A 12,719-nucleotide genomic window follows, 5' to 3' on the forward strand; every position below is an offset into this window, starting at 1 on the left:
TCACCAGTCCACGGCCGCGCGCAGCAGCTCCTCGTGGGCTCGTGCCAGAGGGGACAGTGCGAGCGTCCCCGTACGCGCGATCAGGAAGTAGGTCCGGATCGGGGGGACCGGGGGATCGAGCAGCGCCACGAGGCGTCCCCGCCCCAGGGCCTCCTCGCACAGATAGCGCGGCAGGACGGCGAGCCCGGCACCGGAGGCGGCGACGTCCCGCACGGCCCGCAGGTCGGGGGCGATGACGGTGGCGGCGGCCGCCGGCTTGGTCTCGAAGACGCTCGCCCAGTAGCGGGAGACGAAGGGCAGCGACTCGTGGACCTCGACCACCGGCAGCTGCTCCAGGACCACCGCGCCCTTGCTCAGGAGCACCTCGGGGGAGAGCCGGGCGGCCCAGCGCGGGGCCGCGACCAGGACGTGCTCCTCGTCGCAGAGCGGGGTGGAGACGAGCAGACCGCCCCGGGGCCGGGCGGTGGCGATGGCCAGATCGTGGTGTCCGGCGGCGAGCCCGTCGAGGATCTCCTCCGTGTTGCCGAGGAAGGAGGCCCGCACGGCGAGCCCCTGGCCGACCAGGGGGGTGAGGGCGGGCAGCGCGCGGATCGCGGTGAACTCCGGGGGCCCGGCGAGATGGAGGGTGCGGGCCCCGCTCTCCTCGTCGAGGCCGGTCTCCGCGATCTCCACGAGGGCGTCCAGATGGGGCGCCGCGCGGTGCGCGAGTTCGTCGCCGATGGTGGTGGGGGTGACCCCGCGCGCCTGTCTGAGGAAGAGCGGCCGCCCCAACTGCCGTTCCAGCGTCCGGATCTGGCTGGTGACGGCGGGCTGGGAGAGGCCGAGGAGCGCGGCGGCGCGGGTGAAGGAGCCGGCCCGGTGCACCGTGACGAACGTGCGCAGCAGGGCCAGATCCATGTCCGCCCCCTTCCGGCCGTGAGGCCGTTCGACTCAGGCGGTCGGCTGACTGCGCCTCAGGACCGTCCAACTATAAATAAGTCGATAGGTCGCTGTCGCTCATGTGATTGGACACTGACGCACAGTCAACTAGCCTTGTTCAGGCGGTCTCCGCGCGTAAAACCGAGGACGTTCCGAGCCACGAGGGGGGAGGTTCGGAGCGTCCTCGGTGCATGCCCCGAGGCGCTGGTCAGCCCGCGCTTCCGGCCTCGTCGAGGGCGCGCAGCACATCGGCGATCAGGTCCTCCGGGTCCTCGGCGCCGACCGAGAAGCGGATGAAGCCCTCCGCGACCGCGTCCCCGCCCCAGCGTCCGCGCCGCTCCGCGGTGGAGCGCACGCCGCCGAAGCTGGTGGCGTCGTCCACGAACCGCAGCTCCTCCAGGAACCGCTCGGCGCGCTTGCGGTCCGCCAGTTCGAAGGAGACCACCGGCCCGAAGCGCCGCATCTGCCGGGCGGCCACCGCGTGCGAGGGATCGCCGGGCAGCCCGGGATAGCGGAGCCCGGTCACGTCCGCGCGCTCGGCGAGCGTCCGCGCCAGCGCCAGCGCGGTGGAGCACTGCCGGTCGATCCGCAGCTGGAGCGTGGCGAGCGACCGGTGGGCGAGCCAGGCCTCCATCGGGCCGGGGATGGCGCCGACGATCTTGCGCCAGCGTCGTACCTCCGTCGCCCGCAGCGGATCCCGGCAGGTCACATGACCGAGCAGGATGTCGCCGTGCCCGGTCATGCCCTTGGTGTCGCTGGCGACGGAGAAGTCCGCGCCCAGCGCCAGGGGACGCTGGCCGAGCGGGGTGGCGAGGGTGTTGTCGACGGCGACGAGCGCCCCTGCCGCGTGCGCCTCCCGCACCAGACGGCGGATGTCGCAGACGTCGAGACCGGGGTTGGACGGGGTCTCGATCCACAGCAGCCGGGCCCCGTCCAGTACGGACAGCTGGGCGTCGCCGCCGGTCGGCGCGGTGCGGACCTCGATGCCGTACGCCCGCAGCTGCTCGTGCAGCAGGGGCAGCGCCTGGTAGCCGTCGGACGGCAGCACCACCGCGTCGCCGGCCTTCAGCTGGGAGAAGAGGACGGCGGAGATCGCGGCCATGCCGGACGCGAAGACCAGCGTCTCCACGCCCTCCTCCCCCGGCGCCTCCAACTCGCCGATCGCCCGCTCCAGATGGGTCCAGGTCGGGTTCTCGTCGCGGCCGTAGGTGTACGGGCCGGTCGGCTCGCCCGGCAGATGGAAGTGGGCCGCGAAGACCGGCCCCGGCAGGGTCGGTTCGTACTTCACGGGCTCGGGCAGGCCGGCCCGTACCGCCCGCGTGCCGTCGCCGATTTCCTGGTCCGTCACGGTGTCCGTCCCTCCAGTTCCGCGCGTACGGCCGCGAGCAGTCCCTCGCTCGCGGCCTCCACCATCTCCAGGCATTCCTCGAACTCCTCGCGGTCCCCGTAGTAGGGGTCGGGGACGTCGAGCCCGGTCCCGGCGGCCGGGTCGTAGGAGCGCAGGAGCCGTATCCTCGCCGCCTCGTCGGGGGTGCGGGCGAGCTCCCGGAGCTCCCGCAGGTGCCCCTCGTCCAGGGCGATCACCAGGTCGAGCGCGGGGAACCACGAGGACCGGAACCGCCGGGCGGTGTGCGCGGAGGTGTATCCGTTCTCGTCGAGCACGGAGACCGTGCGCGGGTCGGCGCCGTCGCCCTCGTGCCAGCCTCCGGTGCCCGCGCTGTCGATCTCCACCAGATCGCCGAGGCCGGCCTCCTCCACCCGGCGGCGGAAGACGTGCTCGGCCATCGGCGAGCGGCAGATGTTGCCCGTGCAGACGAAGCAGACGCGGTAGGCCATGGTCCCCACTCAGTCGCCGTCGGGGAGAACGACGTTCAGCGCCCACGAGACGACGGAGATGATCAGGCCGCCCAGGACGGCGGTCCAGAAGCCCTCCACGTGGAAGCTGAGGTCGAGCTGCTCGGCCAGCCAGGACGTGAGGAGCAGCATCAGGGCGTTGACCACCAGGGTGATCAGGCCGAGGGTCAGGATGAAGAGGGGAAGGGTCAGCAGCTTGACGACCGGCTTGACCAGGAAGTTCACCAGCCCGAAGACCAGGGCGACGAGAATGAGGGTCCAGGCCTTCTTGCCGGTGCTCTCACCGGTCAGGGTGATGTCCTGGAGCAACCAGATGGCGACTCCGAGAGCGCCCGCGTTCGCGAGCGTCTTGACGACGAAATTCTTCATGTGTCTGATCGTGGCAGACACGATCGGGCCAAGGGCAGGGGCGAGCAGGCGATGAAGGCATTCCGGCTGGACGAACTGGAGGCGGAGCGCGCCGCGAACAAGGGCGCCTACCTCCAGTTCCTGCGTGAGCGGAACATGTCGGTGGGTCTGTACGCGCTCGACGCCGGAGAGCTCGACCCGCAGCGGCCGCACGGCCAGGACGAGGTCTACTTCGTGGTCAGCGGCCGGGCGGCGATCACCGTCGGGACGGAGACGACCCAAGTGGCGCGCGGCAGCGTGGTCTACGTGCCGGCCGGGGTGGAGCACCGGTTCCACCACATCAGCGAGGACCTGCGGGTCATGGTGGTCTTCTCGCCGCCGGAGGGCTGAGTCGCCGGAGGGTGGAGCTGCCGGAGGGCTGAGTCGCCGGAGGGCTGAGTTACCGGAGGGCTGAGGGTCGAGGGCCCCGAGCCCTTAGGGGTCGGATCAGGGGAGAGCGGGGGCCACGGGGCCCCCATCCGCTTCCTCCCGCACCTAGCCTTGAGGATGTCCGGCGCGGAGTGCGCGGAAGTGGTTCTTCGAGAGCGAGGTAGGGACGATGGCCGTACGGGAGATTCTCGCGGGGATGCCCTGGTGGGTGAAGTGGGTCGCCATACCGCTCCTCGCCCTGTTCGTCTTCGGCGGACTGATCACCAGCGTCCTGACCTTCGTGGTCAGCCTGCTCTTCAAGGTGCTGCTCTTCGCGGCCCTGGTCGCCGGACTGATCTACGTCGTGCGGAAGTTCAGCTCCTCCAGCGGCTCGCGCGGGGACTGGTAGCACAAGCTACTCATCGGTATGAAGCCGGCGGAGGGTATTAGCCCGGGCGGGGGAACGCGCTGGTCGAATCAGGGTGTGCCCCCCAGGGCTGCCACTAGAGTGGAATCTCTCCGCCGTGTCGGGGACTACAGGCGTAGACCTCGGTACTGACCAGCGGTTTCCCAGGCCCGGCGGGCGCGCGGGGGCGGCCCCCGCGGGCGGGTGCACTGCATCCGTCGTCACGCCTGGGGGTGACCTTTGGCCACGGCTACGCAGACGGCTGCGCCTACCCTGATCGGCTCGGTGCAGCGGGCGCTGAGACTCCTGGAGGCCGTGGCCTCGCACGCGGAGGGCGCCCCCGCGAAACAGCTCGCCCGTGAGACGGGCCTCCCGCTGCCCACCACGTACCACCTGCTCCGCACCCTGACGCACGAGGGCTATCTGCTCCGCGACAAGGGTGTGTTCGTCCTCGGCGACGCCGCCGCCCGACTGGCCGGCGGCGGAGATGTGCAGAATCGTCGCATCAAGATCGAAGACTCCCTCGCCCGTTGGCGGGACGAGATCGGCGTACCCATCTACTTCGCCCTCTACCGCGAGGGCGAGATCGAGCTCGTCGCCGTCGCCGACACCCCTTCCAACCCCGCGGTCGACGAATGGGCCGACTTCCGCGAGACCGCGCACGCCCACGCGATCGGGCAGTGCCTGCTGAGTCAACTCGATCCGAAATCTCGTCAAGACCACCTCGACCGCCATCCGGTGGAAGCCATCACTCCGTACACGGTGCGTAATCACCGTGCGCTTTTGCAGCGTTTGGGTGGTTTGGGGCGAATGGAACCCCTGGTGGAGCGTCAGGAATATGCGCTCGGCACGATCTGCGCCGCCATCCCGATCACCGCGGGCTCCGCGGCGGCCGCGGTGGCGATTTCCGTCCCCCTCCACCAGGAAGAACGGTTGCTCCCAGCAGTCGAGCGGCTACGTACGGAGATCGGAAGGCTCTTCAGCTCGCTCGCGTTCTCTATCAGTATCTGAAAAATCACTCCTTGTGATCTGCTAGTGCGTACAGCACGATTGCGTCAAGAGGGCCACGGGGGATCATTCCTGGCCGTTTCGGTCACAGCTTTCAGCAGCTGTGTTTACACAACTGCTTCATCTACTGCGGGGTACATGATGCGAGAGTCGGTTCAGGCCGAGGTCCTGATGAGCTTCCTCGTCTCCGAGGAGCTCTCCTTCAAGATCCCGGTCGAACTCCGGTATGAGACCCGGGATCCCTACGCGGTGCGGATGACCTTCCACCTCCCCGGAGACGCGCCTGTGACCTGGGCGTTCGGAAGGGAACTGCTGCTCGACGGGATCAACCGGCCGAGCGGGGACGGGGATGTGCACATCGCCCCGACGGAACCCGAGGGCCTCTCGGACGTCTCCATCCGGCTCCAGGTGGGCGGCGATCGCGCGCTGTTCCGGGCCAGCGCGCCGCCGCTGGTCGCCTTCCTCGACCGCACGGACAAGCTGGTTCCGCTCGGTCAGGAACGGACACTCGGTGACTTCGAGGATCACCTGGAGGCCGCGCTGGGCCGGATCCTGGCCGAGGAGAACGCCGGCCCCGCCTGAGCCGCCTTCCCGAACGACCCCGCCTGAGCAGGACGTTCGCGCCGGACCCTCCCCGAGCCGGGCCGGCCCGAGCCTCAGCGCGTACGTACACCTCAGCGCGTACGTACACCTCAACACGTACGTACGCCTCACTTGGCGCGGCGGCGCCTGCCTCCCCGTACCGCCGCGGGCTTCGCGCCCCCGGACACCGGACGGTCGGCCGAGACGACCAGAGCGGCGAGCACCGTGGTGACCGGCACGGACGCCACCAGACCGATCGAACCGACCAGCGTCCGGACGATCTCCTCGGCGACCAACTCGCTGTTGGCCACCGTCCCCATGCTGCTCCGGGCGATGGAGAAGAGCAGCAGCAGCGGCAGGGCGGCACCCGCGTAGGCGAGGACCAGGGTGTTCACGACCGAGGCGATGTGGTCGCGGCCGATCCGGATGGCGGCCCGGTACAGGCCGCGCGGCCCCATGCCCGGATCGGCCTGGTGCAGCTCCCAGACCGCGGAGGTCTGGGTGACCGTCACGTCGTCGAGCACACCGAGCGAACCGATGATGATCCCGGCCAGCAGCAGACCGGACATGTCGATCTCCGGGTACAGGCCGTGGATCAGACCGGTGTTGTCGTCGGTGTTGCCGCTGAGCGAGGCCCAGTCGATGAAGACCGAACCGAGCAGGCCGATCAGCAGCAGCGAGATCAGTGTGCCGAGCACGGCGACCGAGGTGCGGGCCGAGAGGCCGTGGCACATGTAGAGCGCGATCAGCATGATCGCGCTCGACCCGACCACCGCCACGACCAGCGGGTTCGACCCCTGCAGGATCGCCGGAAGGATGAAGAGCGTCAGCACGAGGAAGCTCACGGCGAGCGCGATGAGCGCCATGACGCCCCGCATCCGGCCGACCACCACGACCGCCACGGCGAAGACGGCGGCGAGCACCGCCAACGGCAGCTTCCGGTTCACATCGGTCACCGAGTACTGCAGGTCGTGCGGGGCGTCGGGGGCGTACGCCACCACCACGCCCTGCCCCTCGTGCAGTTGACGCGTGGCGTCCGGCTGCACGATCTCGACGAACCTGCGCCCCTTGTCCGCGCCGCTGGTGACCTCGACGGTCGCCTTCCCGCACTGCTTCTGCTGGGCGTCGACCGCCTCGCGGCCCTCCGGGGTGGAGGTGTCGCCGGTCGGCGGGACCTGGGAGGCGTTCACGTCCTTGCAGTCGACGTGTGCGACGGAGACGACCTTGCCCTGCTGGGTCTGCCGGTCGAAGCCGACGCCGGTGCGCTCGTGCGCCGGGGTGTCGCTCGGCCACAGGACCGCGAGCCCGACCACGACGGCGGTGGCGAAGGGGATCAGGATCGCGGCGATGACCTTGCGCAGATGCCGCGAGACCGGGGCGGCGGGTCCATGGCTGTGGCTGTGCCCGTGTCCGCCACCGTGCCCACCGCCGTGGCCGTGCCCGTCCACCCGTCCGTGTCTGTGCTCGTGTCCATGCCCGTGGGAAGGGCCGGAATCGTGCCCCGAAGCGTGGCCGGGAGCGTGGACGTGGGCGTGCTGCTCGGGGGTCTGCCGGGGGGAAGTCACCGACCGATCATCGCAAGAACGGCGGGGGCCCACTGTTCAGCACGCCAGGAATGACGCTAGCGTGGTGGCACCTTTGCACACGCGGGAGCTCGGAGCACCGGGCTGAGAGGGCGCTGATCACCGTACGCACGTACGGGAGGAGGCTGCGCCGACCGCCGAACCTGTTACCGGGTAATGCCGGCGTAGGGAGATCGGTCTCATGACCATTCAGGATGCACGCACGCCTGCCTCCGACCAGAACCAGACCGACGGGCAGGAGCGCACGCCGGGCTGGCACAAGGGGTACGTCCAGGGCTCGCGCCCCGACCTCCGGGTCCCCGTCCGTCAGGTGCACCTCACCAACGGCAAGGACGTCACGCTGTACGACACGTCCGGCCCGTACACCGATCCCGCCATCGACACCGATGTCCGGCGGGGCCTTCCGCCGCTGCGCGAGAACTGGATCATCGCGCGCGGCGACACCGAGGAGTACGCGGGCCGCCCGGTCCGCCCCGAGGACGACGGCATCAAGCACACCTCGCCGCGCGGCGGCGGGCTGAAGAACCTCGACGCGGTCTTCCCGGGCCGCCCGCGCCTGCCGCGCCGGGGCCGCGACGGCCAGGCCGTGACCCAGCTCGCGTACGCCCGCCGGGGCGAGATCACCCCGGAGATGGAGTACGTCGCGATCCGCGAGAACGTCTCCCCCGAGGTCGTGCGGGAGGAGATCGCGGCGGGGCGCGCGGTCCTTCCGGCGAACGTCAACCACCCGGAGATCGAGCCGATGATCATCGGCAAGCGGTTCCTGGTGAAGGTCAACGCCAACATCGGCAACTCCGCCGTCACCTCCTCCATCGAGGAGGAGGTGGAGAAGATGACCTGGGCGACCAAGTGGGGCGCCGACACGGTCATGGACCTCTCCACCGGCCGCAACATCCACACCACCCGCGAGTGGGTGCTGCGCAACTCCCCCGTGCCGATCGGCACCGTGCCGCTCTACCAGGCCCTGGAGAAGGTCGACGGCCGGGCCGAGGAGCTGACCTGGGAGATCTACAAGGACACGGTCATCGAGCAGGCCGAGCAGGGCGTCGACTACATGACGGTGCACGCCGGCGTGCTCCTGCCGTACGTGCCGCTCACCGCCCGCCGCAAGACCGGCATCGTCTCGCGCGGCGGCTCGATCATGGCCGCCTGGTGCCTCGCGCACCACAAGGAGAACTTCCTCTACACGAACTTCGAGGAGCTCTGCGAGATCCTGGCGGCGTACGACGTCACCTACTCGCTCGGCGACGGTCTGCGCCCCGGCTCGATCGCGGACGCCAACGACGAGGCGCAGTTCGCGGAGCTGCGCACGCTCGGCGAGCTCAACACGATCGCCAAGCGCCACAACGTGCAGACGATGATCGAGGGCCCCGGGCACGTCCCGATGCACAAGATCAAGGAGAACATCGACCTCCAGCAGGAGATCTGCGAGGAGGCGCCGTTCTACACGCTCGGCCCGCTGACCACGGACGTCGCGCCCGCGTACGACCACATCACCTCCGGCATCGGCGCGGCGATGATCGCCTGGTGGGGCACGGCGATGCTCTGCTACGTCACGCCCAAGGAGCACCTCGGCCTGCCGAACAAGGACGACGTGAAGACGGGCGTCATCACGTACAAGATCGCGGCGCACGCGGCGGACCTCGCCAAGGGCCACCCGGGCGCGCAGGAGTGGGACGACGCGCTCTCGGACGCGCGCTTCGAGTTCCGCTGGGAGGACCAGTTCAACCTGGCCCTCGACCCGGACACCGCCCGCGAGTTCCACGACGAGACGCTCCCGGCGGAGCCCGCGAAGACCGCGCACTTCTGCTCGATGTGCGGTCCGAAGTTCTGCTCGATGAAGATCAGCCGAAGCATCACCGAGCAGTTCGGCGGCGACACGGACGCGACCCCGGAGGAGATCGAGGCCGGGATGCTGGAGAAGTCGAAGGAGTTCGCGGCTTCCGGCAACCGGGTGTACCTGCCGCTGGCGGACTGACCGGAGGGACCGGGGCCGGGCAGGTCCCGGTCCCGGCGTCCGGCCCTCAGGGGTTCGGTGTGTCCGGGGGGCCGACCGCGGCGAGGGCGTCGCGCAGGAAGGGGAGGAGCCCGCGCTCCAGGAGGGCGCGGCGCCAGGCTTCGCGGGCGAGGGCGAGTTCGTCGTCGGCCGGGGTGGGCCCGTCCGCCGCGGCCGGTCGGTTGCGCAGGGCGGTCAGGAGGAGGCCGGCGCCCGCGCTGAGCAGACCGGCGGCGGCGAGGGCGGCGAAGACGAGACCGGCCGTCAGCAGGGTCTCGCCGAACACCACGGTGGGGGTGAAGGCGTGCAGGACCGCCCCGACCAGCAGGAGTATCGCGGCGGCCGTGCCCGCGAGGACGGGCACCATCACGGTGACGATGGCGACGACGCCCGCGCCCGTTCCCGCGTCGGGATCCACCGGGGGCGTGCGGGGTGGGGTGAGGGTCCGGTTCTGCTCGCGGACCTTCACGAAGTGGTCGTACTCGCTCGCCGCCGCGGTGGTGATCAGCGCTGTCGCGTTCATTGCCATGGCGCGCAGTTGCGCGGCCGTGAGCCGGGTGCCGACGCCGTCGAGATCCGGACGTGCGTGGGCGGTGCTCAGTGCGTCGTCGAGGATCCGCTCGTACTCGGCGCGGTCCTCGGTCAGCAGGTGCGGAGCCACGTTCATGTGCATCCCCCGATGCTCCGTAGGCCCGGTTCAGCCGTGGGAAACGGTCGGCAGGGCGGAAACGGAGGAGAGCCTGCTACGGATGACCCGATGGTATTGCGGTGACGCCACGGCCTGACAGGGTGTTTCCGGAAATCGACTTCCCCGGATGCGCTGGGTTATGCGTCAGCCGTTCAGGGGGAGTTGGACGACCAGTAGCTTTCCGGCCATGGTCACTCCGCCGTCCATGGCGATCGCGAGACCGTCGGCGTACACGTGCGGTCCGTCGACGACCGGGCCCGAGCCGTCCTCGCCGTCCTCCGTGCCGACCTGGCCGAGGAGGTACGGGATGGGGCTGTGGCCGTGCACGATCCGGCGGCCGCCGTAGGTGGAGAGCAGCTCCTGGACGGCCTGCGGGCCGGCGTCGTCGCGGAAGGCGAAGCGCTTGGTGAACTTCCGGAAGAGGTCCCAGACCTCGTCGGCGTCGTTCCGGTTGAGGATCTCGTGGACCGTGTCGTTGACGTCCTCGATGGTCTGGCCGTATTCGAGGTACGCGGTGGTGTCGGAGTGCAGGAGGAGGTGGTCGTCCGCCTCCACCACGGCGTCCAGCCGGGACATCCACTGGAGGTGGACGTCCTGGAGGCGGTCCATGTCGTGCTTCTGGCCGCCGTTGAGCAGCCAGGCGGCCTGGAAGGTGGCGGTGCCCGCGCCGGAGTTGACGGGGGTGTCGCCGAAGCGTTTGGCGCCGATGAGCAGCAGTTCGTGGTTGCCCATGAGGGCCTTGCAGTAGCCGCCCGCGGCGGCGGCCTCGGCGGAGAGGCGCATGACGAGGTCGATGACGCCGATGCCGTCGGGGCCGCGGTCGGTGAAGTCGCCGAGGAACCAGAGCCGGGCGTTGCCCGCGGACCAGCCGCCGTTCTCGTCGATGAGGCCCTGGGCGCGCAGGGCGGCGACGAGCTCGTCGAGGTAGCCGTGGACGTCGCCGACGACGTAGAGGGGGCCGGGTCCGTCGCCGTTCGAGGGCTCCGGGGCGGGGGCCCGCTCGGGGGTGACCGGGACCTGGACGGTGTCGCCGCGGTTGATGACCGGGAGGTCGCGCTCGGTCGGCGTGTATCCCTCGGGCATCTCGCCCTCGGGGAAGGCGTTGCCGGGGTGGCCGGTGGCGACGGAGACGATGGAGGAGCCGGCCGGGGCCGCGAACGCCGGGGCGAGGCGGTGCCCCAGGTGGAGGGTCGGAGCGGCGGGCAGGGGCGCGGGGGCCGGCGGTGCGGCGGGGGCCTGGGGTGCGGCGGCGACGGGCGCCGGGGCGGCCTGGAGCGCGGCGGCGACGGGCACGGGCGGCAGGTTCTGCGCCGGGACCGCTTCGACGGGTACGGGCGCGGGCGGCAGGGTCTGCATCGGGACCGCTTCGACGGGGGAGGCCGCGAGCGGCGGTTCTTCCGGGGACGGCGGTTCGGCGGCGTGGCCCTGCACGGGCACGCGGGCGTACGGCGGTACGCGGAAGTCACGCAATGTCGCCGTGCGTACCACGGGCTCCTGACCGGCCCCCTGAGTCATCGACCCCTCCACCACCGTCGCGATGCCCTGCACATCGCGGACCGGCCTGGTCGTGGTGGTCCGCGGTGTCGTCCGCCCATCATAGGAATGAGGGTCCTCCTGTGTGACGCACCAGGGGTGGTGAATCCGGGTCCACTCCGGGTTAACCGGTTGTTTCGCCCGAATTGAGAAGGTCCAGTCCAGGGTCGAGACCGGTGTGGCGACCGGTTTCGCCGCCCCCGCCCACGGGCAGGGGCGAGGACGGCGAGTCGGATGACGGCGGGTTGGGGCGCCGCCGTCCGTGGGATCAGTCCTTCGCGGGTGAGCGCGGCGGGCTGACCGTGGTGCGCGGTGAACGCCGCTGCGAGGAGGTGCGGACGATGAGTTCGGTCGGTATCACCTGCTCGACCGGACCGTCGGTGTCGATCCCCTCGATGGCGTCGATGAGGAGCTGGACGACGGCGGTGCCGATCCGGCGCGGTTTGAGCGAGAGCGTCGTGACGGGCGGTTCGGTGGTGGCGTAGACGGTGGATTCGCTGCAGCAGACGATCAGCAGGTCGTCCGGGACGCGCAGTCCGTAGCGGCGGGCGGCCGCGAGGAGGTCGGTTCCGTTGGGATCGAAGAGGCCGTACACGGCGTCGGGACGGTCCGGGCGGGCGAGCAGCCGGTCGGCCGCGACGGCGCCCGCGCACGGGTCGTGCGCCGGATAGGCCTCGTAGACGGGGTCCTGGCCCACCCGTTCGCACCAGTTGAGGTACGCGGTGGTGGACAGGCGGGTGTACGTGTCGGTGGTGGTTCCGGTGAGGAGGCCGATCCGGCGGGCGCCGGCGTCGGCGAGGTGGTCGAGCAGGTCGAGGACGGCGGCTTCGTGGTCGTTGTCGACCCAGGCGGTGACCGGAAGGGTGCCGGCGGGGCGTCCGTCGGAGACGACGGGCAGGCCCTGGCGGACCAGTTCGGTGACGACCGGGTCGTGGTCGGAGGGGTCGATGACGACGGTGCCGTCGAGGGCGACGTTCGACCAGACGTCATGGCGGGAGGTGGCGGGGAGGATGACCAGGGCGTAGCCCCGGGCGAGTGCCGCCGATGTGGCTGCTCTGGCCATCTCCGCGAAGTACGCGAATTCGGTGAAGGTGAAAGGTTCATCCCCGTACGTGGTCACGGTCAGGCCGATGAGTCCCGACTTGCCGGTACGGAGCGTGCGGGCCGCCGCGGATGGGCGGTAGCCCAGCCTGTCGGCGACCTCGCGGACGTGGCGGCGGGTGGCGTCCGGGAGTCGGCCCTTGCCGTTGAGCGCGTCGGAGACAGTCGTGATGGAGACCCCGGCGGCGGCGGCCACGTCCCGGATGCCTGCCCGGCCCTGCCGGCTTCCCCGGGTCTGTGCCCGGCTCACCTGGTGCTTCCCTGCTGCTGTCATGGCGAGCCGATAGTAGGGCG

Annotated in this window: 13 protein-coding genes and 1 riboswitch; of the genes, 5 read left to right on the forward strand and 8 right to left on the reverse strand. The window is 70.6% G+C overall.

All coding sequences use genetic code 11. From position 1 onward, the window contains the following. From ACFYUS_RS16015 to ACFYUS_RS16030, 4 genes are all read right to left on the reverse strand, one after another. A complete protein-coding gene (locus tag ACFYUS_RS16015; RefSeq protein ID WP_388851274.1) occupies positions 1–897 on the reverse strand; it encodes a LysR family transcriptional regulator in 897 nt (298 codons plus the stop codon). Between the two features lie 229 nt (positions 898–1,126). Continuing rightward, positions 1,127–2,266: a cystathionine gamma-lyase gene (locus ACFYUS_RS16020; RefSeq protein WP_388851277.1), complete on the reverse strand. Its 1,140-nt coding sequence runs from the start codon at positions 2,264–2,266 to the stop codon at positions 1,127–1,129. Beyond that, complete coding sequence (locus tag ACFYUS_RS16025) at positions 2,263–2,754, reverse strand: low molecular weight protein-tyrosine-phosphatase (RefSeq protein ID WP_388851280.1); 492 nt, start codon at positions 2,752–2,754, stop codon at positions 2,263–2,265. Before ACFYUS_RS16025 ends, ACFYUS_RS16020 begins: the two co-directional genes overlap by 4 nt. Before the next feature lie 9 nt (positions 2,755–2,763). Then, positions 2,764–3,141, reverse strand: coding sequence for a phage holin family protein (locus tag ACFYUS_RS16030; protein ID WP_388851283.1), 378 nt, complete (start codon positions 3,139–3,141; stop codon positions 2,764–2,766). A 51-nt stretch (positions 3,142–3,192) separates the two neighbouring features. On the opposite strand from ACFYUS_RS16030, the gene ACFYUS_RS16035 reads away from it, so the two are divergent. The 4 genes from ACFYUS_RS16035 to ACFYUS_RS16050 all read left to right on the forward strand — a co-directional run bounded on the left by ACFYUS_RS16035 (position 3,193) and on the right by ACFYUS_RS16050 (position 5,524). Further along, positions 3,193–3,510, forward strand: a complete 318-nt coding sequence (locus ACFYUS_RS16035) for a cupin domain-containing protein (RefSeq protein WP_041130210.1) — start codon at positions 3,193–3,195, stop codon at positions 3,508–3,510. A 208-nt stretch (positions 3,511–3,718) separates the two neighbouring features. After that, positions 3,719–3,937 carry a DUF5326 family protein gene (locus tag ACFYUS_RS16040; RefSeq protein WP_388851286.1) on the forward strand — a complete coding sequence of 73 codons (219 nt, stop codon included), beginning with the start codon at positions 3,719–3,721 and terminating at the stop codon, positions 3,935–3,937. A gap of 237 nt (positions 3,938–4,174) precedes the next feature. Then, positions 4,175–4,945, forward strand: a complete 771-nt coding sequence (locus tag ACFYUS_RS16045; protein ID WP_388851289.1) for an IclR family transcriptional regulator — start codon at positions 4,175–4,177, stop codon at positions 4,943–4,945. A 138-nt stretch (positions 4,946–5,083) separates the two neighbouring features. Next, complete coding sequence (locus ACFYUS_RS16050) at positions 5,084–5,524, forward strand: SsgA family sporulation/cell division regulator (RefSeq protein WP_189804987.1); 441 nt, start codon at positions 5,084–5,086, stop codon at positions 5,522–5,524. Positions 5,525–5,652: 128 nt separating this feature from the next. Here ACFYUS_RS16050 and ACFYUS_RS16055 read toward each other — a convergent pair whose 3' ends face one another. Then, positions 5,653–7,122, reverse strand: a complete 1,470-nt coding sequence (locus ACFYUS_RS16055) for a YibE/F family protein (RefSeq protein WP_388851292.1) — start codon at positions 7,120–7,122, stop codon at positions 5,653–5,655. Positions 7,123–7,160: 38 nt separating this feature from the next. Further along, a riboswitch (TPP riboswitch) is annotated at positions 7,161–7,295 on the forward strand. Between ACFYUS_RS16055 and thiC the strand changes: the two genes are divergently transcribed. Continuing rightward, on the forward strand, positions 7,289–9,085 hold the full coding sequence (gene thiC / locus ACFYUS_RS16060; protein WP_388851295.1) for a phosphomethylpyrimidine synthase ThiC: 1,797 nt from the start codon (positions 7,289–7,291) through the stop codon (positions 9,083–9,085). (Overlaps the previous riboswitch by 7 nt.) Before the next feature lie 46 nt (positions 9,086–9,131). Here the strand turns inward: thiC and ACFYUS_RS16065 are convergent, their stop codons facing one another. The 3 genes from ACFYUS_RS16065 to ACFYUS_RS16075 all read right to left on the reverse strand — a co-directional run bounded on the left by ACFYUS_RS16065 (position 9,132) and on the right by ACFYUS_RS16075 (position 12,699). Further along, on the reverse strand, positions 9,132–9,776 hold the full coding sequence (locus ACFYUS_RS16065; protein ID WP_388851298.1) for a hypothetical protein: 645 nt from the start codon (positions 9,774–9,776) through the stop codon (positions 9,132–9,134). 159 nt (positions 9,777–9,935) lie between these two features. Then, entirely contained in the window at positions 9,936–11,306 is a 1,371-nt protein-coding gene (locus ACFYUS_RS16070; RefSeq protein ID WP_388851301.1) for a metallophosphoesterase, read from the reverse strand. A gap of 286 nt (positions 11,307–11,592) precedes the next feature. Beyond that, on the reverse strand, positions 11,593–12,699 hold the full coding sequence (locus ACFYUS_RS16075; RefSeq protein ID WP_352018072.1) for a LacI family DNA-binding transcriptional regulator: 1,107 nt from the start codon (positions 12,697–12,699) through the stop codon (positions 11,593–11,595). Positions 12,700–12,719 lie beyond the last annotated feature (20 nt).

Source organism: Streptomyces sp. NPDC004284 (assembly GCF_042874035.1).
Taxonomy (GTDB): Bacteria; Actinomycetota; Actinomycetes; order Streptomycetales; family Streptomycetaceae; genus Streptomyces.